We start from the raw sequence: 19,984 nt of genomic DNA, 5'->3' as shown, positions 1-19,984 counted from the left end.
TGTAGTTTTACTGAAATGTAAAAATAACATATCATTTTACATTTTACCTCATTAAAACCAATTTGTAATCATAAGGGATATCAACTTTATAAATCTATTCGCTTTTATTTAATTTAGAGTTTTTCTAACCTCTTCAAGCTTAGTAGCTTAATTTTCTATGTTAACTCTATGTCGGTATTTAAATTATGGAGGAACTTATGTTGGTCTTATAACTAAATATGACTGATTCAATTTCACAAAAAACAATTTATGCTTATTGATAATAAGTTTCCCTTTGAAAGTATGTGCTAAAAAATTGTGATTATTGAATAAGCCTATTTTTGAATAATAAATCTTTCACTCGCAGTGATTCTTTTTGTATTGAGCCTTAGTATGTACATACCATCCGCCAATTGAGATACATTAAAGCTGATAAACTGATTTAGAATTTTTGGTTCTGTAAATTCCAGCATTACTTTTCCTCTCATATCCAGGATCTGAAAGAAACCTTCTTCTGCAATATCCAAATTCAAATGTAAATTCAGATCATTTTTAGCAGGATTAGGATAAATCACAAAAGGTCTGGCCGTGTTTGGATAGGGAGGTGGAGGCGACTGACCTACGAAAAATGTAATATTTTTTAAATATAAGTTATGGCCATTGTCGTGAGTAACCTTAAATGCTAACCTAATTTTTTCTTTAAACACATAAGGTGAAAGGTCAATAAATTCATTTCTCCATATTAATTGGTTCGAAACATCATTGCCAAAAGAGGTGGCTAGGGAATCTCCTGATTTACTATAGATTAGGGTGTTAAAATTTCGCCCATTGTTGTTTGAAATGAAAATCTCAAACTTTTCTGCTTGCCTAAATGCCTTTCTATATGATATATCGAATATTAGTCCTAAATAATTGGTATTGCTAACATCCATTAATGGACTTACTAACCAATCTTCGGAGGACTCTTTTGTTATTTCTGATGAATTACTATTAACAGCCATATTGTTACTACTGTAAGTCCATCCGGCATCTTTGTCCGGATTGAATTCAAACCAGTTGTCATTATTATTATCTCTTAAACTTAATCTTAATGGTGGTAATTCTTCGAAACAATTATTTTCAAAAGGAAGATAAAATGTATTGATGATTTCATCCTCTAATGAGCTAGTAATTGACCGAATTTCATATTCTCCAATATTTTGCTCTGGTTGAGGTATTAAAATGTCTATTTTAGATTCTTGACCTGCAACCAGCACCCCCTCATTTAAATTATATTCTTTTATGATTTCATCTTGCTTGCGTATTTCAATTTTGAAATTATTAATATTTTCCCGCCCCACATTTTTGACTGTTAATTTTCCCTCCAAAATCTCATCACAGAAAAGCGGATTGATATCATCCCATCTTATAATTTCAATCTCTCTATTTTTTTTGGTTGATTCTTCAACTTTGAATTCATTTATGTAGAAATTATTGGATAATCTATTTTCAGCCACTATGCTAAAACAGACCGATTCTTCATTTTTAAGTCTATTGAGGTCAATATTTAATGTGTCCCAATCAAGACGGTGTTTTGGAGTGAAAACAGAGTCAATTTCATAGGCTGTAGATATGTCCGTAATCGTATTGGTAAAAATAAGGTCATTAAAAGTCCTTCCACAGTCATAGGAGGCATAAATACTAATCTTATTTGGAATGGAATCGCCAACTTGTGCAAAAATAAAACTGAGTTCAGGCACATCTATACTTGTGAAATCAAAAATAGGGGAGACGATTTGTTCTATTTCGCCAAAGTTTTGACGGTTATCAAAGAAGGGCACACCCAAGCCTACATCAAACATTTTCCAAGTTTCCTCTCCATCCGGATTTCTTATAAACCACGGATTAATATTATTCTGGAATTTCTTTTCATAAGGAAGGCTTGCTTCTTCAAGTTTTTGATAATACTCTAATTTTTGGTTGTTTTCAAGCCGTTCATCTTCAAAACTTCCCTCTAAATTGACCCTATAGAAAAGGGAATACTGGCCAGTTTCATCAAAATTAAGCAAGGAAAAATATGCGATTTTTTCTTCACCGCTTTCTAATGTCTCATTGGATTCCAAGGTTTCTTCTAAAATACCATCAATAAATAATTGAACACTGAATTCCTCAATAGGAAATAACCCCTGATTCTTAATGATAATCTGAGGGTTGAAGTTTCCACTGCAACTACCATTAAACTGGGAATTTATTTCAGCCAAGCCCAAATCGCGATTGAAGATAGGGGGGGCTTCCAATCCCTTTGATTCGGTTAGACTTTTTCTTCTTGGGCTGTTTTCAACCACTGTTCTTACTCTCGATTTTTGATCAAAAGTGAAAATATTCATGCATGCATCATTTGTGTAGTCCATGAAATTTTGAACCATATCTAAACTTCCACATGTGGTTTTGCTGAGATTACAACCTGAACTGGAGCTGCTTGCAGATGGGGTATCTTCGCAAAAATCATCAATAGAACAGCCTCCATCTCCCCAAATATGGCGCAAACCAAAAAAATGACCCATTTCATGAGTTGCTGTTCTTCCTTTGCTTTCAAAGCTTGGGCTATCAGGATTTTCACCAAAATAGACATAATCAATGGTTACACCATCAATCAATCTGTTATTACTTGCCGCATCTAATCCTGCAAGATTCGAAACGGGAAATTCCGCCCAGCCTAAACTTCCTCCTGCCAAATCAGCCACCCATACATTGAGATAATCCTCTGCGGGCCAATAACTTTCAGAACTTAGTACAGCTCTTTCTTGATAGCTATAATTTGCTTGACTGCCCGGTACTCTAACAATTCCGTTTGTTTCAAATCCGTCCGGGCTTTGTTTGGCATAAATAAATTCGATTTCAAAGGAAGTAGCCAATTCTTGGAATTCCTCCAAAGTCTCACTTGCATCTATATTCAATCTATTAAAATCTTCATTTAGAATTTCCAGTTGTCGATCTATCCTACTTTTGAGCAGGTTTCCGCCAACACCAACAGGTTCTCCATTATGAATAATGTGGAATACAACTGGAATTTGAACTGTGGCTTGTTGTCTTTGAGAAAAATCACTGATTATTTTTTTATTATGAGCCAACCATTTTTCAAAATTTTCGGTATTGAGTTCCGGATATTTTTTTTCTCTTTCCTCTAAAATTTTTGGAACTGCACACCTTTCTTGCGCAAGAAGAAGTGGGGAATTGATTAATTGAAAAAGAATAAAAATACCACTCCCAACGATTATTTTGAAATAAGAGTGGTATAGTTTTTTCATTGGGTCTAAATAGTTTTCTCTAAATTTAAATAGACTCTAAATTAAAACCAAGTATTGCGTTGTAACTTAATTGAATGCATAATTTTCTATTGAAAATAATGTGAATTCAAAATATTATTAACGCATTGTTTCTGGTAATTCAGCATTTGGATCATCTGCGGAAGTAATGTTAATGGCTTCTACTGCAGTTACTTCCGGCACTGCCTTTTTAACAGCTTCTTCCACTCCAGCTTTTAAGGTCATAGTGGACATTGGACAATTTCCACATGCACCTAATAGTTCCAGGCGTAATAGCCCATCTTTTAAGTCCAAAACTTTTACATTTCCACCATCAGCTTCCAAATATGGCCTAATGGAATCTAAAGCTTTTTCTATTCTATCTAAAACATCCATAATTTTATTAATTTCAACTCGTCATTTCTACTGTTTTGGTTCCCGCCATGCTTGCATTTCTAATGGCAACTTGTCGGGCTAATTTTTGGGCTAAATCCTTAAATGCATCAGCAGACGGCCCGTCCTTCATTGCAGTTGGATAGCCCGAATCCCCACTTTCACGTATTGATTGTACCAATGGTATCTGACCTAAGAATGGAATTTCGTATTCTTCACTCATTTTGTAGCCTCCGCCTTCACCAAATATAAAGTACTTGTTATCAGGTAATTCGGCAGGGGTAAAGTAAGCCATATTTTCAACCAATCCTAAAATAGGGACATTGATTTGGGGCTGCTTGAACATTCCAATAGCTTTTTTGGCATCTGCTAAAGCAACTTTTTGTGGTGTGGTCACCACTACAGCACCTGTTACCGGAATGGTTTGTACCAAGGTTAAATGTATATCACTAGTGCCTGGAGGCAAGTCAATTAGCAAATAATCTAAATCTCCCCAATCTGTATCTCCAATAAATTGTTTTAAGGCTGAGCTTGCCATAGGTCCTCTCCAAACCACCGCATTATCCGGTGGAGTTAAAAACCCTATGGAAATAAGTTTTATCCCATATTGCTCAATTGGAACAATGATGTTTTTACCGTCAACTTGCTTAACTTCCGGCTGTTCTGCCTCACAATTGAACATGGTAGGTATTGAAGGGCCAAAAATATCAGCGTCAATCAATCCAACCTTAGCACCTTCTTGAGCTAGAGAAACTGCCAAATTTGCGGTAACGGTAGATTTTCCTACCCCACCTTTTCCTGATCCAATTGCTATAATGTTTTTTACATTAGGTAATAAAGGAGCAGTGCTTCTGGTGGAAGTAACATCAGAAGTCATATTAGGGAATACTTGTAAATCAGCATCAACATGTTTGTGAATTGCATTTATGCAATCATTTTTGATGATTTCTTTTAATGGGCAAGCAGGTGTGGTTAATACTACCGTAAAATAAACTGCATTTCCATCAATACTAACATCTTTTATCATATTGAGGGTCACCAAATCTTTTTTGAAATCCGGATCTTCTACTGTGCTTAATGCTTTTATTATGCTATCTTTAGTAACAGCCATATATGTTTTTTGTAATTAAAAAATCTTACTTTTACTTTTAATTTGTTGCAAGTTAATCTTTATCAATTTAGCTAACAATTCATACGGGAAATTAGTTGGAATTAGTTTAAATAAACACTAAAAAATTTAATAAATCAGTGGGTTTAAGTCCAAAAACGATACAAGATGTTCAAGATAGAGCTGAAATAGAGGAGGTAGTAGGCGACTATGTGCCGCTGAAAAAGAAAGGGCAAAATCTTTGGGCATGCTGTCCCTTTCATGATGAAAAAACACCTTCTTTTTCTGTGGCGCCTAATAAAGGGATTTATAAATGCTTCGGTTGCGGAAAGGCTGGTGATTCCATACAGTTTATCATGGATCTGGAAGGGTTGAATTTCCCCGAAGCTATACGGCAATTGGCGGATAAGTATGGGATAGAGATTGAAGAAACAGAATCTTCCCCCGAACAACAGGAAGCTTATAATGAAAGGGAGAGCTTATACATCGTTCTCAATTTTGCGGCTGAATATTTTAAAGATTTATTGCATAATCATCCTGAAGGCAAATCAATAGGTTTAAGCTATTTCAAGGAACGTGGATTTTCCAATGCTACAATTGAAAATTTTGACCTCGGATTTACACTTGATCAATGGGATGGCTTGATCAAAGCGGCTAAAAAGGCTGGGCATACAGAAGAAATATTAGAAAAAGCAGGTTTAATTATTAAAAAGGAAGATAAAACCTATGATAGATTTCGTAATCGAGTAATATTCCCCATTCATTCTATTTCAGGTAAACCTATTGCCTTTGGCGCCAGGATATTAATAAATGATAAAAAGCAACCAAAATACATCAATTCACCCGAAACAGATGTTTATCATAAAAGTGAAGTTCTCTATGGAATTGCTCAAGCCAAGAAAAGCATACGGGATGAGGAAAACTGCTATTTGGTAGAAGGTTATACGGATGTAATTTCCCTACATCAATCAGGGGTGGAAAATGTGGTAGCTTCATCAGGAACCTCATTAACAACGCAACAAATTAAGCTAATAGGAAGATATGCCCAAAATGTTACGGTATTATTTGATGGTGATGCAGCAGGCTTAAAAGCGGCCATGCGAGGGATAGATTTGATTTTAGAGGGTGGCTTAAATGTAAAGGTTGTCATCTTTCCTGACGGTGAAGATCCTGACAGTTATTCCCAAAAAATGGGGGATGAGGCTTTCAAAAGCTTTTTGAAAGAAAATGCCAATGATTTCATACGCTTTAAATCTGATCTTTTATTGGAAGAAACCAAAAAAGACCCTATAAGAAAAGCAGAAACCATACAGGATATTGTACGCTCCATTTCCAAGATTCCCGATCCCGTAAAAAGGGCTATTTACATTAAAGAATGCAGTGATATACTAGAAATTGATGAAGCACTATTAATTGCAGAACAGAACAAAGTAATTCTTAGAGAAAAGCAGAGTAAAGGAGATATTAGCAAGCGCCAAGCAAACTATCTAAGCGAAAGTTTTAACCAGGCACCAGAGCAAATTCAAAAGCAATATACTCCTTTTGAAGTGGCCGTCCTCCAAGAAAAAGAAAGTATCCGTTTATTGTTAACCTATGCTGAGTTACCCTTGGCAGATGATAAGTTGGTAATAGATTATTTATTGCAGGAATTAGCCGATACTGAATTTATCCATCCTGTATATGCTGAAATACTTCATGATTTTGTATCTCATTTGAAAGATGGGTCTATTTTAAATGAATCTTATTTTATTAAAAATGGATCAGAAGAAGTTAGGAAAGTAATATTCTCACTTTATACTGACCGTTATGAATTAAGTGAAAATTGGGAGAAAAAGTTCGAGATTTACACTCCGCATGAACGGCAAATTCTCAATGATTCGGTCTATACTCATGTGTTGAGATTAAAGCATCGATCCATCTTACATTTAATGGAGAAAAATACAGAAAAATTGAAGGACACCAATTCTAATGAGGACGAACAAATAATTTTGCAATATCTAATGCAACTCAATCAGGCCAAAATGGAAATTGGAAATTTATTGGGAATGGTAGTGGTGAAATAATACAATATTCAAACACTTAAAGCATGCATTCGTTTTAGTTTTTGTCGGGTAATCATGAAATAATGGCTACCTTTGTGATTTATTATTTTTCAAAGATTTATGTCATCAGAAAGAATCCAGTTAGACACTATAGAATCTGCTATTGAAGCGATTAAAAACGGGGAAATCATCATTGTTGTAGATGATGAAGACAGAGAAAATGAAGGTGATTTCATTTGCGCTGCCGAAAAGGTAACTCCTGAAATTATAAATTTTATGTCCAAACACGGAAGAGGATTAATTTGTGCCTCACTTCCGGAAGATAGATGCAATGAGCTAGGACTTGAATTGATGGTGGGTAAAAATACTGCCCAATTCGAAACTCCTTTTACGGTTTCAGTTGATTTAATTGGACAAGGCACTACCACAGGTATTTCAGCCAGTGATCGTTCCAAGACCATCCAGGCATTGGTAAATCCTAATACAAAACCTGAAGTTTTAGGTAAACCTGGCCATATTTTCCCCTTAAAAGCCAGGCAAGGTGGAGTTTTAAGAAGAACAGGTCATACCGAAGCGGCAGTTGACTTTTCAAGATTAGCAGGCTTAACACCAGGAGGTGTTTTGGTTGAAATCATGAATGAGGACGGTACTATGGCTCGACTTCCTGATCTGAGGAAAGTAGCAGATAAGTTCAATTTGAAATTAGTGGCGATTAAAGATTTAATCGAATACAGGTTAGATAATGAATCATTAGTAGAAGAAAAGGTAGATGTTGAAATGCCAACTGATTATGGTGATTTTAAACTTGTAGCTTTCGAACAAACTACTACTAAAGATAACCATTTAGCTCTGGTAAAAGGAGAATGGAAGGAAGATGAGCCGGTTTTGGTTCGTGTGCATTCTTCTTGTTTAACCGGTGATATTTTTGGTTCATGCCGATGTGATTGTGGTCCTCAGCTTCATCAAGCTATGGAAATGATAGAAAAAGAGGGGAAAGGTGTTATTGTCTATATGAATCAAGAAGGAAGAGGGATAGGTTTGATGAACAAGTTAAAAGCCTACAAACTGCAAGAACAGGGAATGGATACTGTGGAAGCAAACGTAGCGCTAGGCTTTAAAATGGATCAACGTGATTATGGCGTTGGAGCTCAAATTTTAAGAAAGCTGGGTGTTAGGAAAATAAGATTAGTTTCAAATAATCCAACAAAAAGAGCTGGTTTGCTTGGATATGGCTTGGAAATTGTGGAGAATGTTGCATTAGAAATTCCACCAAATAAGCACAATGAAAACTATTTGCGAACCAAACGAGATAAAATGGGACATAGCATTCTTAAAAACAGTTAATGTGAAATTTTTTATTCTCTGTACCATATCATTTTTTATTTTCATTTCGACTTCATTAAGTCAAAATTTGCCTCAAGAAATGTGGCATCCTGGCTATATTGTTTTAGATTCGGAAGATACCCTACAGGGAAAAGTACAATATGATTTTGAATCTAATTTAGTACAGTTTACTGTGGACAAAACAGTTAAGACTTTCACCTCTCAAAATATTCTTTTTTTTAGTTTTCATTGCCAATACTTTAAAAGGGTACGGTCAGTATATTCAATACCTTATGAACTAAAAGGGAGGGTTAAGACACCTGTTTTTTTTGAGATATTGGAAGAGGGGAAAATTACATTGATGACAAGGGAATACGTAACTATAGAAAATAATAATAGGTTTGGAAACCCTATGTATAGGACAAGAGGAGGGTTTGGAAGTAGAGAAATATTAACTTATGATTATTTTTTACTGACTGATGATGGTAAAATCCATAAGTTTAGTGAAAAGAAAAAGGACTTATTACTGTTTTTTGGAAGGTTTGAGTCAGATATGAAGGATTACATAAAAGACAGAAGATTAAAGGTGGACAGACAAGGCGACTTGGTTACCATCATGAAATATTATAACGGATTAGTTTCATCGAGATAATCGATATTGAAATATGGAAAAACCATTGATTTTAGTAAGCAATGATGACGGGGTAACCAGTAAAGGTATTCGTCATTTGGTCGAGTGTATGAAGGAATTCGGCGAAGTGGTAGTGGTGGCACCTAATAGCCCTCAATCCGGAATGGGGCATGCAATCACGATTGGTAACACCTTAAGATTGGATAGGACTGATATTTTTGGAGATGATATTTTGGCGTATGAATCTTCAGGAACTCCTGCTGACTGCGTAAAGTTGGCAAAACATCATGTTTTAAAAGATAGAACCCCTGATTTAATTGTGAGTGGAATTAATCACGGAAGCAATACATCGATCAGTGTACTTTATTCGGGTACAATGTCTGCCGCAATAGAGGGGGCTATCGAAGGCTGTCCCTCCATTGGTTTTTCATTGTGCGATTATGCCCAGGATGCAGAATTTGAACATGCTTTGGAATATGTAAAGGCTATTGCTAAACAAGTGCTTGACACTGGTCTGCCAAGGTACACCACCTTAAATGTGAATTTCCCACCTAAAAGGAATGAAAAGATTAAGGGAATTAAAATTTGTCGCCAAGCCAGAGCCAAATGGGAAGAGGAATTTGATCAAAGATATGACCCTAATGGCAGAAGATATTTCTGGATGGCTGGAAATTTTGTAAACTTTGATAAAGGAGAGGATAATGACGAATGGGCTATTGCCAATAATTTTGTTTCGGTAGTCCCTTGTCAATTTGATTTGACAGCACATCATACCATCAGCATGTTGAATGATGAATGGGATATCAAAATTGATTAGTAATGTTGATTAGATAGTTTTAAAGATTACAATGATATCATTTAATACTCAATTATAAATATTTATCATTTATTAATTTAATTTTAGATTTTACACTATAATGGCGAAAAGTAAAAAATTGGGATATGAAGAGTCTCTTCAAAAACTGGAAGGGATTTTACAAAAGGTAGAAAATGAAGAAATCCCTATTGATCAATTGACAGAATTAGTCAATGAGTCAATGGATTTGCTTAAAAATTGTAAATCCATGCTAAAGGGAGCAGAAAAACGAGTTGAAGATGCCTTTAATGATATGGAGGAATAGCACTAATCCTATAAGTTAGCCACATTGCAATATTTTATTAAATATTCTCTTGCTTTCTCTTCATTATACTTCGCCAATTCTTGATAATCTTTGCAGGCATTTCGATTTTGTTGGATATTTGAATAGCATTTTCCTCTTTTTAAATAAATATTTTCGTTTTCTAAGCCCAGTTCAATAGCCTTAGAATAATCATGTATTGCCCAATTAAAATTGTTCATGTGTTGATATATAATTCCTCTATTGTAGTAAGCATTTTTAAGAAGTTTTTTATTTCTTATCAGATTGTTGAAGTCAGACAAAGCAAATAAGGTATTGGCTTGGATAGCATAAAGGATTCCTCTGTTGTATCTGGCCTTGTAGTGATCTGGATTCATTTCCAATAATTCAGTAAATGCCTTTTGAGCCTTGCCGTAGATTGAATCCTTCATAAAACTTAATGCACCATAATAAAGGGCGTCCTCATTTTGATCATCATAGTAAAGGGTATTTCCAAAATCTATTACAGCACTTTTATAATTTTCACTTTTGAAATATGATCTTCCTCTCCCTAAGTATGCAATGGTCAGATCTCTTTTATAATAGATGCTTTTGTCATATTTTTTAATTGCTTTTTCATATTGTCCTAATTCCTCATAGCATCTCCCTGCATTATAAAGCATCATTTCATTTCTAGGATCAAGTTCCAGTACTTCCTCAAAATGTGTTATTGCAAGTTCATATTCACCTTTTTCAAATAGCTGGCTACCTAATTCTTTATGATTGGTGCATGCCGTAAAAATGAATATAACTATACTTATGATGAATAAATTTTTCATTGTAATTTTATGAGTTGGATCACTAAACTAATGAAATAGTATTTATTTTAAAAATTGGACACTCAATTTATATTAATTAATACGTTTCATATATTACTTTCTATAAAAACGAGTATGTTGGAATTCTCAAAGGCACAATCATTAAGGGATTATAATACTTTTGGATTTGATGTAAAGGCAGATTTATTTATTAAAATAAATACTTCTGATGAATTCCAGGATTTGCTGAAAACGAAAGAATGGAAAGAAAATAAGCATTTAATTTTAGGGGGTGGTAGTAATGTTTTGTTGACTGATCATTTTAATGGCTTGGTAATTTTAGATTGTATTTCTGGAATTGAAATTATAGAGGAGAATGATCAATCAATTGTTGTAAAATGTGGTGGAGGTGAGAATTGGCATCAATTTGTACTTTATACGCTCCAACAAAATTGGGGTGGATTAGAAAATTTATCATTAATCCCCGGAACAGTAGGAGCGGCCCCTATGCAAAATATTGGCGCTTACGGTGTAGAAATTAAGGATACATTCCACTCGTTGGAAGCAATAAATTTACAAACAGCTGAAATTGAAGTTTTTAATGCAAATGATTGTCAGTTTGGATATAGAGAAAGTGTTTTTAAGCATCATTACAAAGGAGAATATTTTATCTCTTCAGTTACTTTTAAATTAAGTAAAGTTGGTTATCATCATCTACATCTTGATTATGGTGCTATACAAAATGTATTAAAGGATAAGCATATCAAAAATCCTACTATTCAGGATGTGAGTGATGCAGTTATACAGATTAGACAATCAAAACTTCCTGACCCGGCTAAAATTGGCAATTCAGGCAGTTTTTTTAAAAATCCTATCATAGATTCCGCTCAATTTAATAAGCTAAAAGAGGAATTCCCGGACATGCCATTTTATGAATTGGAAAATGAGCAAATAAAATTAGCAGCTGGATGGCTAATAGAAAAAGCGGGTTGGAAGGGCCACAGTGAAAATGGAGTAGGGGTGCACCAAAAACAAGCATTGGTATTGGTGAATTATGGAGAAGGGAAAGGGAAATATATATTGAATTTGGCCAAAAAAATTCAGGACTCAGTTCAAAGCAAATTTGGAGTAGAATTGAGTCCTGAGGTTAATTTTATTTAGTTAATGTTAGATCCATTGACACAGTAAATTCATCTGGATTCCCATCAAAATCAATGTCAGAATCATCTGTTTCACTGTAATTTAATACCAAAGTATTTTTTGTAGAAGAGACAATATTAAAAGTAAATTCATCTGCTGTGCCATCATCTAAAATAAGAACATTTCCATCAGAATTTAATGACCAAGTTCCAGTATCAGTAGAACCATCACTGTCTTCTGATAAATAAGTTCCGTCACTATTAAATTCAATTGATACATCTTCAAACTCATCTTCAAATGCTTCTGTAAAGAAGGGTTCAAAAAGATCGGCTTCGTCCTCTCCAAAGTATTCACTTAAGCTTTCTCCATTAATAGTAATATCAAAAACTAATTCAGAAACTGCCCATACGCCCACTATATCGGCTTCCTTAGCTTCATCATCATTGTTACATGCTTGGAAAGCAAACAATACTACAAATAGAACTAATAATAATTTTACATTTTTCATGGTATTAAATTAGGTTTAAAAAACGAAATTAAATAAATAATTAGTTTTTTAGATCCTTTTGAGTATTTAAGTAATAAATAATATGATTTTAAATAATTCTAAATCATATGCGTAACATTCTCCAAACTCCCATGATATTTTTCTACTTCTACTCCGAATTTTTCCAAAAAATCTAATCCTTCATCTCTTTCTAAACCTTTATATTCAGCATAGGAGTTGAGGTAAATTACCTTTTTAATCCCCATGCTAAATATGATTCTGGCACAAGAAAGGCAAGGAGAGAGCGTCACATAAAGTGTGGAATTTTCAACCGAGGCATTATTTTTCACGGCATACATAATGGCATTTTGCTCAGCATGAATGGCCAGCATACAACTGCCTTTAGAGTCCAAGCCACATCCTTTGCCCGGAAATTCTTCATCGCAATTATGGGTGCCTGCTGGTGGTCCATTATAACCTATAGAAATAATCCTAGTCTCTTTTGTTAAAACAGCTCCCACATGTCTCTTGATACAATGAGAGCGTTTGGCCAAGTTAACGGCTAGTTCCATGAAAATATCATCGAATTGTGGTTTTTCCATGAAACAAATATAATGGATTATAGTGCGATGATTAATAAAATTGTAAATTGCTTTTAAAATAAAAACAGGATATTATGAAAAAATTAATCACATCGATTTTTGCTTGCTTTGCATTAATAGCTTTAATAAGTTTTGATTCACAGGCTCAGGAAGCCTTAAAACAGAAACCCAGTCCTTTGGGAATGGTGACCTACACTTTTGAAGATATTTATATGAAAGTAACTTATGGAAGACCCCATCTTCGAGGTAGGGAAGCTTTTACTTCTGGAGCTGAATTGGCTCCTTTAGGTAAAATCTGGAGAACTGGTGCGAATGAGGCTACTGAAATCACCGTAACGGATACGGTGAAAATGGCCGGAGAAACAGTGCCAAGCGGGACTTATTCGGTATTTACCATTCCGGGGGCGAAAAGCTGGACTATTATTTTAAACAAAGACGTAGGTCAATGGGGTGCTTATAAGTATGATGAGGAGAAGGACTTGGTTAGATTTGAAGTACCAGTTAATAAGGCAGATCAAATGTACGAGCCTTTTACCATTAGATTTGATCAAGTGGAAGGTGAAGTAAGTTTGCAAATGATTTGGGCTAATACTATGGTAAGTATTCCGATAGAATTTTAAAAATATTAAGACTTGATGGGGATTTTCCATTTAATGTAATTCATTTATTTCCCACATTTAGATGTTTTTATCTAAATGACTTGAAAACTCCTCCAAGAAGAACTTAAAAGATTTGAATACTCTAAAAATGATGAAAGGCTATAAGGAAAATAATCCTTGTAGCTTTTTTGCTTTTATAGTAATTTAAAAAAATCAATAATCTTATATTATTTTATTATGACTTTCTTCAAAGAATTTAAGGAATTTGCTATAAAAGGAAATGTTTTTGACATGGCGGTTGGTATTATCATTGGAACTGCCTTTACCAAGGTTGTCAATTCCATTGTGGCCGATTTGATTATGCCTGTTTTGAGTATATTCATTGGGAAAATTAATTTTCAAGATTTGGCCTATGTGTTTAAAGAAGCTGAATTAGATGCACAGGGAAATTTGATAAGTGCCGCGATCACCATTGAATATGGTAATTTGATTCAAGTTACTATAGACTTTCTCATCATTGCTTTTTGTATTTATTTAGTGGTCAGGATGTTTAATAAACTGAGGAAAAAATCGGAAAATGAACAAGATGGGACTGTGTCCACACCTCGCAATATTGAGCTATTGGCAGAAATACGGGATTTATTGAAGGAAAAGAAATAGCTAATGTTTTTGGCACTCTTATTTCCATGTATGTACAATTATTGTTAAATTCCGATATCAAAACATTAACACTATGAACAGACGAAAATTTATACAACAAGCAGGAATGGCTTCTGCTTTAGCATTAGTTTCACCATCCATTCTTTCATCTTGTACGCCTAAAACCCAAGGAGTCGCTAATGAAGCAGGGCTTCAATTATATACTTTAAGAGAAGCATTGGAGAAGGATTTTAAAGGGACAATTGAAAAAGTTGCTAAAATTGGCTATAAAAATCTGGAGTTTTTTAATTATTCTGATGGTAAGTATTTCGGAAATAATATAAAAGAAGTTAAGACTATTTTAGATGATCTTGGTTTAAAAGCCAAAAGCAGTCATGTTTTAACGGGCTGGGCGATGCCTAACAATGTAGGCACTATGACCAATGATTGGGAAAGAACAGTTGCCGATGCGGCAGAACTAGGTCAAACTCATATTGCATGTGCCTATCTTTTTGATTCTGAACGGGAAAGCATTGATGATTATAAAAAACTATCCGATTTAATGAATAGCTGTGGTGAAACCGCAAAGGAATATGGGATACAAATGGCTTATCATAATCATGACTTCGAATTTCAGGCTTTGGACGGAAAAATTCCTTATGATCTGTTATTGTCCCAATGTGATATAAACCTAGTAAAATTTGAATTGGATTTATATTGGACAGCAAGAGCAGGAGTCGATCCCGTGGAATATTTTAAAAATAATGAAGGTAGATTTCCTTTATGGCATGTGAAAGATATGGGAGCAGGGGAGGAACAATTCTTTTCAGCAGTAGGAGAAGGTGTTATTGACTGGCAAAGAATCTTTAATCATGCATCCACTGCAGGTTTAAAGCAATTCTTTGTAGAACAAGATGATACTAAAAGTGGTCAACCTTTTGAAGAAATCACGAAGAGTTACGAGTATTTGAAGGGAATTAAAAAGAGTTAAAAGTTAGAAGTCAGAAGTTGGAAGTTACTTCGAGCTTCCAACTTCTGACTTCTAACTTACTTCAATTCCTTAATCTTAATATTTCTGAACCATACATTATCTCCATGATCTTGAAGCGCAATATAGCCTTTAGAAGCGATATTACCCCAATTATCATTGCCGATGTCAGCCCATTTGCTATTGGCAATTAAGTTAGCCATTTCTTCAGACCCAATTGTATATTGCACTACGGTATCTCCATTTTGAATATGAACAATATTGTTTCCTTTAGCAATAACTTCAGCTGTATTCCAGGTGCCGTGACCTTTGAAATTTTGCGGATCTGCCGCAATAAGATCATATAGAGAGCCTGCTTGTCTGTTGCCATTCTTTCCTAATTTTGCATCAGGATGGTGCTTGTTATCCAAAACTTGCATTTCAGGAGCAGTTTTCCAGATGTAATCATATTCTTCTTTACCTCGGTACAAAATTCCTGAATTGGCAGCACTGTCCACCATCCATTCTACTTTTAGATGAAAATCACCGAATTCTTTATCATAAACGATATCTCCGCCATCTTTCGCACCTGCTTCGCCTCTGCCAGATCCTTGAATGTGCAGTGCATTTTTTTCAATGTTCCAAGCTACAGGGAAAGTTTCTTTTTTGTATCCTCGCCATCCATCAGTGCTTTTTCCATCAAATAAAAGTTTCCAACCATCTTCCTTTTCTTTTTCGGTTAATGTATTCGGTCCGGTTATTTCTTCTACTGCTTCAGAAACAACTTCTTGGACTTCTTCTACAGCACCATCGCTTTCTTCAGAATTAGATTTTTTATTGTCGCAAGCATAAATGGCAAACATTGCCAAACAGCCTATAAAAATTGATTTTTTCATTGTTCTATAATTTTAGTTTATTTAATAAAAATGTTGATTTCTTTTTTGAAAGTCAATAGCTGTCAGGTTTCATTAATTTGATTTTTAAATCAAAAAAGTAACCTGACAGATTTATTCAATTATTTATTTATTAATTAATAATTCCAGCCTTTTCTGTAAGGTCTCTTGATGTAATCCTCAGAAGCTTTTTTCGCATTGATGGTTTCATACTTAGTGTCGAACCTTGGATTGCCATCAACAACCGTGAAACTATCTGTACTTACCACTCTGATTTCTTCATCATCGCCAATGTTGGTGATTTTCATGTTTTCAGCATCCCAATCAAGTCTTCTTCTTAAATCTTGAAGTCTTACAGCTAGGTTACCAGCCACTACTACCTCATTTAAAGGACCTGCATAGGCAAAATTAGAGCTACATTCCACTCTTGATTTTTTATCCTCTTTGGCAGCACGAACAAAATCCATTTCATGACCGCCTTCCATTGCCTTAGGAATTCTTCTTAATTCATTGGTCACTGGGGGTGGATTGTCTTCTCTTCCAATAATAAATGGTTCCATGGCATAAGTACCACAGATTAATGTGCCTTTGGTACCGTAAAAAATAGCACCACCCCAGCCCATTTGGTCACCAGGATACCATCCATCTTTTAATCCTTCTGGTCTGTCAGGCTTCAATCCGCCATCATACCAAGTAAATTCAACACCTGGCATGTTGATTTTGCCTTTTTTAGGTCTTTCTCCAAAGTAGTATGTTACTTTTTCTGCCATTGGAGCACTCTCAGTATTTACTTGAGAAGAAGTGGCTTCAAATGCATAAGGATAGCCTAATTCCAATGCTTTATAAACCGGATCCATAATATGGCAAGCCATATCCCCTAAAGCACCAGTTCCGAAATCCCACCATGCTCTCCAATTCCAAGGGGTATAGGCTTCATGATAAGGTCTTTCAGCAGCTGGTCCTAAGAAAAGATCCCAATCTAAAGTGCTAGGTACCTCCATTTTCTCTTTTGGCCTCTCCAATCCTTGTGGCCATATAGGTCTGTCGGTCCATGCATCTACTTTGGTCACTTCACCGATTTCACCATTCCATATCCATTCGCAAACTTTGCGCATATCATCAGATGAATTTCCTTGGTTACCCATTTGAGTGGCAACACCTGTTTCATCTGCTAATTCCCTAAGTTTTCTTGACTCATATACAGAGTGAGTGAGTGGTTTTTGAAGATAGATATGTTTTCCTGCATTCATAGAATCCTTTGCAGACACGTAATGCGTATGGTCAGGGGTGCTAATCATCACTGCATCAATGTCCTTATCCATCTCTTCCAACATTTTGCGATAATCCTTATACTTTTTAGCCTTAGGGTAGTCTTTGAAAGTTTTATCGGCATACTTCCAGTCCACATCGGCTAAAGCCACAATATTTTGGGAATTCATATTCCTTAAATTGGTGCGACCCATACCACCAACTCCAATACCTGCGATATTCAATTTATCACTAGGTGCTGTGTGTCCTAGGCCTGCAATAACATTGCTGGGTACAATGGTGATTCCGGCAGCCGCCAGTCCCATATTGCGCAAGAATTTACGCCTGTTCAAATGATTGTCTTTATTCATGTCGTCCATATGAAATAGTTTTTAATAAGTTTAAGTGGAATGAAATTAGGAAATCTCTCGATTAAAACATAAAAATATTTGGTGAAAGGTTATAGTCTCGAATTTTAAAGGAAGTTAACTCACTGAAATACAGGGGTTAATTTGGTAAAAAAGATAGTGTAAAATTTACACTTAGTTAATATTGTCTGAAAGAAATATGTGCTTAAAACTAAGTTTTCTAAATTAATCTTCTTGTAAAAACAAAAAAGCCTTTCTGCATCACTGCAAAAGGGCTTTCTGTTTCTTAAATCTTTTAGTCTTAGAACTTAAGAATTATTTTCTTCTTCCACCAGAACCAGCTTTCACTCTAGCTCTTCCACCTGGTTTTCTATCGCCACTTCTTTTCTTGAATCCACTTCCGCCTCCACTATTTCTTTTGCCTTCCGGTCTGCTTGATTTCCTTGGTCCACCACCTGTTTTCGGTTCTGCCACCACTTTTCGTCCATCAAAATCACTTTTGTTCAAAGCTTCTAGAATAGTTTGCTCATGCTGGCTTTCAACTTCCATGAAAGTAAAGCTTCTTTGAACATCTATCTTACCAAATTCAATTCCGTTTGGAACGCTTTGTAAACCATTGATCCAGCCCAATAAAGTACCAGCATTCAAATTATCCTTTTCACCTATGTTCAAGAATAATTTATTGAAATTACCGTCTTTTCGTCTGCTGTCTCCTCTACTACCTCTTTCGCCTCTGTCGGAATCTCTACCCGCTTTGGCTTTTTGATTTAAGTCTGCAGAATTTTTGTAGTATTCCAAAAACTTATTGAATTCCAATGAAACGAATTTCTTGATTAAGTCTTCTCGGCTTAAATCTTCGAATTCAGCATTAATACTTTCAATGAAAGGCTCCATTTGTTTTTCATCTACCTCAGAAGCTTTCACTTTTTCAATAAAAGCCATCAATTGCTTTTCAATTACAGCATTTCCGGCAGGGACTTCAGATTTAGTGAAAGTCTTGCCTAAAATCTTCTCTAATTGTTTGATTTTATTGATGTCTCTTGGGCCTATAATGGCCATTGAGATACCTGCTTTTCCAGCTCTGCCTGTACGACCACTTCGGTGCGTATAAGTTTCCAAATCATCAGGGATATTATAATTGATGACGTGCGTGATTTCATTTACATCCAAACCTCTGGCTGCCACATCAGTAGCTACCAACATTTGCAAATTCTTTTTTCTATAACGACCCATAACAGCATCTCTTTGCGCTTGTGATAAATCACCGTGCAAACAATCAGCATTGTAGCCGTCCGCCATTAGTTGGTCAGAAATTTCTTGTGTTTCTCTTTTGGTCCTGCAGAAAATGATCCCGTAAATATTAGGATTTATATCAGCAATTCTCTTCAAAGCCAAATATTTATCCCTTCCGTTTACGACAAAATAGAAGTGCTCTACTTTATCAGCACCTTGGTTTCTTTTTCCTGATGATATTTCTTCAGGATTGTTCATATAGTTATTAGAAATCCTTAAAACCTCTTTCGACATGGTCGCAGAGAATAGTAAGGTTTGCCTTTGATCAGGAGTATGAGATAAAATGAAGTCTAAATCATCTTTAAAGCCCATATTCAACATTTCATCGGCTTCATCTAAAACTACCCACTCAATGTCTTCTAATTTCAATTTCTTTCTCTTGATCAAATCCACTACTCGGCCTGGAGTACCCACTACGATTTGTGCACCTTTGTTTAAGGCTTTGATTTGAGTTTCTATGCTTGAACCACCATAGACTGGTAAAACATCCAATTTCTTGGTGTATTTAGTATAAGCGTTAAAATCATTGGCGATTTGAATAGCCAACTCACGAGTTGGGCATAAAACCAATGATTGTGTCTTTTTGGAATCGCCATCAATTTGATTGATAACAGGTAATCCAAATGCAGCCGTTTTACCAGAACCTGTTTGGGCTAGGGCAATTAAATCTTGCTTAGTGTTTAATAAATGTGGAATCGTTTTCTGCTGAATGGCAGTAGGCTCCACAAAGCCAATTTCTAAAATAGCTTTTAGGATTTCAGGCTTAAGGCCTAATTCTTCAAATGTTAACATGTGTTGTTTTAAAAATTTAATACAATATCAGGGATATGTTGTGACATGACTGCTAAGCAGCCTATTGCATTAAAGCGACTCTCGATTATTCCCTGGCTTTACCCAAGCCATTTTCGAACCTTTCGAGTAGCCTAGGATTGTAATTGTGATGCAAAGGTATTAATACTTTTTAAATTAATCACTATGTATTTAAAAATAACCAAATAATATTTTGTTAGCTAATGGATTTAAGTGCATAATTTGATGCATATATTTCGTTTAAATAAAAATAGCTCATATTT

The 19,984-nt window shown here is 35.2% G+C and carries 18 protein-coding genes; 9 read left to right on the top strand and 9 right to left on the bottom strand.

The window, feature by feature from the left end; genetic code table 11:
• Positions 1 to 314: 314 nt before the first annotated feature.
• The 3 genes from ACFE0M_RS10895 to ACFE0M_RS10885 form a co-directional block, all read right to left on the bottom strand.
• Complete coding sequence (locus tag ACFE0M_RS10895) at positions 315 to 3,266, bottom strand: M43 family zinc metalloprotease (protein ID WP_434545791.1); 2,952 nt, start codon at positions 3,264 to 3,266, stop codon at positions 315 to 317.
• A 117-nt stretch (positions 3,267 to 3,383) separates the two neighbouring features.
• On the bottom strand, positions 3,384 to 3,659 hold the full coding sequence (locus tag ACFE0M_RS10890; RefSeq protein WP_434545790.1) for a NifU family protein: 276 nt from the start codon (positions 3,657 to 3,659) through the stop codon (positions 3,384 to 3,386).
• A gap of 13 nt (positions 3,660 to 3,672) precedes the next feature.
• The gene (locus tag ACFE0M_RS10885) at positions 3,673 to 4,767 is read right to left on the bottom strand and encodes an Mrp/NBP35 family ATP-binding protein (RefSeq protein ID WP_434545789.1); all 1,095 of its coding nucleotides are present in this window, start codon (positions 4,765 to 4,767) and stop codon (positions 3,673 to 3,675) included.
• A 137-nt stretch (positions 4,768 to 4,904) separates the two neighbouring features.
• On the opposite strand from ACFE0M_RS10885, the gene dnaG reads away from it, so the two are divergent.
• The 5 genes from dnaG (at position 4,905) to xseB (ending at position 9,881) form a co-directional block, all read left to right on the top strand.
• Positions 4,905 to 6,827: a DNA primase gene (dnaG, locus tag ACFE0M_RS10880; RefSeq protein WP_434545788.1), complete on the top strand. Its 1,923-nt coding sequence runs from the start codon at positions 4,905 to 4,907 to the stop codon at positions 6,825 to 6,827.
• A gap of 99 nt (positions 6,828 to 6,926) precedes the next feature.
• Entirely contained in the window at positions 6,927 to 8,150 is a 1,224-nt protein-coding gene (locus ACFE0M_RS10875) for a bifunctional 3,4-dihydroxy-2-butanone-4-phosphate synthase/GTP cyclohydrolase II (protein WP_434545787.1), read from the top strand.
• Positions 8,089 to 8,781, top strand: coding sequence for a hypothetical protein (locus ACFE0M_RS10870; RefSeq protein ID WP_434545786.1), 693 nt, complete (start codon positions 8,089 to 8,091; stop codon positions 8,779 to 8,781). Before ACFE0M_RS10875 ends, ACFE0M_RS10870 begins: the two co-directional genes overlap by 62 nt.
• 13 nt (positions 8,782 to 8,794) lie before the next feature.
• Entirely contained in the window at positions 8,795 to 9,577 is a 783-nt protein-coding gene (gene surE / locus ACFE0M_RS10865) for a 5'/3'-nucleotidase SurE (protein ID WP_434545785.1), read from the top strand.
• A 100-nt stretch (positions 9,578 to 9,677) separates the two neighbouring features.
• Positions 9,678 to 9,881 (top strand): exodeoxyribonuclease VII small subunit, encoded by a 204-nt coding sequence (gene xseB / locus ACFE0M_RS10860; protein WP_434545784.1) that lies wholly within the window; start codon positions 9,678 to 9,680, stop codon positions 9,879 to 9,881.
• An 8-nt stretch (positions 9,882 to 9,889) separates the two neighbouring features.
• Here xseB and ACFE0M_RS10855 read toward each other — a convergent pair whose 3' ends face one another.
• The gene (locus ACFE0M_RS10855) at positions 9,890 to 10,696 is read right to left on the bottom strand and encodes a tetratricopeptide repeat protein (protein ID WP_434545783.1); all 807 of its coding nucleotides are present in this window, start codon (positions 10,694 to 10,696) and stop codon (positions 9,890 to 9,892) included.
• Positions 10,697 to 10,810: 114 nt separating this feature from the next.
• On the opposite strand from ACFE0M_RS10855, the gene murB reads away from it, so the two are divergent.
• Complete coding sequence (gene murB / locus ACFE0M_RS10850) at positions 10,811 to 11,836, top strand: UDP-N-acetylmuramate dehydrogenase (protein ID WP_434545782.1); 1,026 nt, start codon at positions 10,811 to 10,813, stop codon at positions 11,834 to 11,836.
• Here the strand turns inward: murB and ACFE0M_RS10845 are convergent.
• Positions 11,829 to 12,323: a DUF5004 domain-containing protein gene (locus ACFE0M_RS10845; protein WP_434545781.1), complete on the bottom strand. Its 495-nt coding sequence runs from the start codon at positions 12,321 to 12,323 to the stop codon at positions 11,829 to 11,831. The two genes, murB and ACFE0M_RS10845, sit on opposite strands and share 8 nt — an antisense overlap.
• A gap of 98 nt (positions 12,324 to 12,421) precedes the next feature.
• Entirely contained in the window at positions 12,422 to 12,904 is a 483-nt protein-coding gene (locus tag ACFE0M_RS10840; RefSeq protein ID WP_434545780.1) for a deoxycytidylate deaminase, read from the bottom strand.
• Positions 12,905 to 12,978: 74 nt separating this feature from the next.
• On the opposite strand from ACFE0M_RS10840, the gene ACFE0M_RS10835 reads away from it, so the two are divergent.
• The 3 genes from ACFE0M_RS10835 (at position 12,979) to ACFE0M_RS10825 (ending at position 15,133) form a co-directional block, all read left to right on the top strand.
• Positions 12,979 to 13,524 (top strand): DUF2911 domain-containing protein, encoded by a 546-nt coding sequence (locus ACFE0M_RS10835; RefSeq protein ID WP_434545779.1) that lies wholly within the window; start codon positions 12,979 to 12,981, stop codon positions 13,522 to 13,524.
• 216 nt (positions 13,525 to 13,740) lie between these two features.
• Entirely contained in the window at positions 13,741 to 14,163 is a 423-nt protein-coding gene (gene mscL, locus ACFE0M_RS10830) for a large-conductance mechanosensitive channel protein MscL (RefSeq protein WP_434545778.1), read from the top strand.
• A 73-nt stretch (positions 14,164 to 14,236) separates the two neighbouring features.
• Positions 14,237 to 15,133, top strand: a complete 897-nt coding sequence (locus ACFE0M_RS10825) for a sugar phosphate isomerase/epimerase family protein (RefSeq protein WP_434545777.1) — start codon at positions 14,237 to 14,239, stop codon at positions 15,131 to 15,133.
• Between the two features lie 56 nt (positions 15,134 to 15,189).
• Here ACFE0M_RS10825 and ACFE0M_RS10820 read toward each other — a convergent pair whose 3' ends face one another.
• From ACFE0M_RS10820 to ACFE0M_RS10810, 3 genes are all read right to left on the bottom strand, one after another.
• Positions 15,190 to 16,005 (bottom strand): 3-keto-disaccharide hydrolase, encoded by an 816-nt coding sequence (locus tag ACFE0M_RS10820; RefSeq protein WP_434545776.1) that lies wholly within the window; start codon positions 16,003 to 16,005, stop codon positions 15,190 to 15,192.
• A gap of 134 nt (positions 16,006 to 16,139) precedes the next feature.
• Complete coding sequence (locus tag ACFE0M_RS10815) at positions 16,140 to 17,630, bottom strand: Gfo/Idh/MocA family protein (RefSeq protein ID WP_434545775.1); 1,491 nt, start codon at positions 17,628 to 17,630, stop codon at positions 16,140 to 16,142.
• Between the two features lie 303 nt (positions 17,631 to 17,933).
• Positions 17,934 to 19,703: a DEAD/DEAH box helicase gene (locus tag ACFE0M_RS10810; protein WP_434545774.1), complete on the bottom strand. Its 1,770-nt coding sequence runs from the start codon at positions 19,701 to 19,703 to the stop codon at positions 17,934 to 17,936.
• Between the last annotated feature and the right edge of the window lie 281 nt (positions 19,704 to 19,984).

The organism is Marivirga sp. (genome assembly GCF_051117495.1).
In the GTDB taxonomy this organism is placed as follows: Bacteria; Bacteroidota; Bacteroidia; order Cytophagales; family Cyclobacteriaceae; genus Marivirga.
The sequence above is the reverse complement of the archived record's forward strand: the minus strand, read 5'-3'. Positions and strand labels throughout refer to the sequence as shown.

What these genes read in the sequence shown, in the direction of transcription:
- ACFE0M_RS10870 (WP_434545786.1), top strand. Translation starts at nt 8,089, where the DNA reads ATGAAAACTATTTGCGAACCAAACGAGATAAAATGGGACATAGCATTC.
- ACFE0M_RS10810 (WP_434545774.1), bottom strand. Translation starts at nt 19,703, where the DNA reads ATGTTAACATTTGAAGAATTAGGCCTTAAGCCTGAAATCCTAAAAGCT.
- ACFE0M_RS10845 (WP_434545781.1), bottom strand. Translation starts at nt 12,323, where the DNA reads ATGAAAAATGTAAAATTATTATTAGTTCTATTTGTAGTATTGTTTGCT.
- ACFE0M_RS10890 (WP_434545790.1), bottom strand. Translation starts at nt 3,659, where the DNA reads ATGGATGTTTTAGATAGAATAGAAAAAGCTTTAGATTCCATTAGGCCA.
- ACFE0M_RS10820 (WP_434545776.1), bottom strand. Translation starts at nt 16,005, where the DNA reads ATGAAAAAATCAATTTTTATAGGCTGTTTGGCAATGTTTGCCATTTAT.
- ACFE0M_RS10815 (WP_434545775.1), bottom strand. Translation starts at nt 17,630, where the DNA reads ATGGACGACATGAATAAAGACAATCATTTGAACAGGCGTAAATTCTTG.
- ACFE0M_RS10885 (WP_434545789.1), bottom strand. Translation starts at nt 4,767, where the DNA reads ATGGCTGTTACTAAAGATAGCATAATAAAAGCATTAAGCACAGTAGAA.
- xseB (WP_434545784.1), top strand. Translation starts at nt 9,678, where the DNA reads ATGGCGAAAAGTAAAAAATTGGGATATGAAGAGTCTCTTCAAAAACTG.
- ACFE0M_RS10895 (WP_434545791.1), bottom strand. Translation starts at nt 3,266, where the DNA reads ATGAAAAAACTATACCACTCTTATTTCAAAATAATCGTTGGGAGTGGT.
- ACFE0M_RS10875 (WP_434545787.1), top strand. Translation starts at nt 6,927, where the DNA reads ATGTCATCAGAAAGAATCCAGTTAGACACTATAGAATCTGCTATTGAA.
- murB (WP_434545782.1), top strand. Translation starts at nt 10,811, where the DNA reads ATGTTGGAATTCTCAAAGGCACAATCATTAAGGGATTATAATACTTTT.
- mscL (WP_434545778.1), top strand. Translation starts at nt 13,741, where the DNA reads ATGACTTTCTTCAAAGAATTTAAGGAATTTGCTATAAAAGGAAATGTT.
- ACFE0M_RS10855 (WP_434545783.1), bottom strand. Translation starts at nt 10,696, where the DNA reads ATGAAAAATTTATTCATCATAAGTATAGTTATATTCATTTTTACGGCA.
- ACFE0M_RS10825 (WP_434545777.1), top strand. Translation starts at nt 14,237, where the DNA reads ATGAACAGACGAAAATTTATACAACAAGCAGGAATGGCTTCTGCTTTA.
- ACFE0M_RS10835 (WP_434545779.1), top strand. Translation starts at nt 12,979, where the DNA reads ATGAAAAAATTAATCACATCGATTTTTGCTTGCTTTGCATTAATAGCT.
- ACFE0M_RS10840 (WP_434545780.1), bottom strand. Translation starts at nt 12,904, where the DNA reads ATGGAAAAACCACAATTCGATGATATTTTCATGGAACTAGCCGTTAAC.
- surE (WP_434545785.1), top strand. Translation starts at nt 8,795, where the DNA reads ATGGAAAAACCATTGATTTTAGTAAGCAATGATGACGGGGTAACCAGT.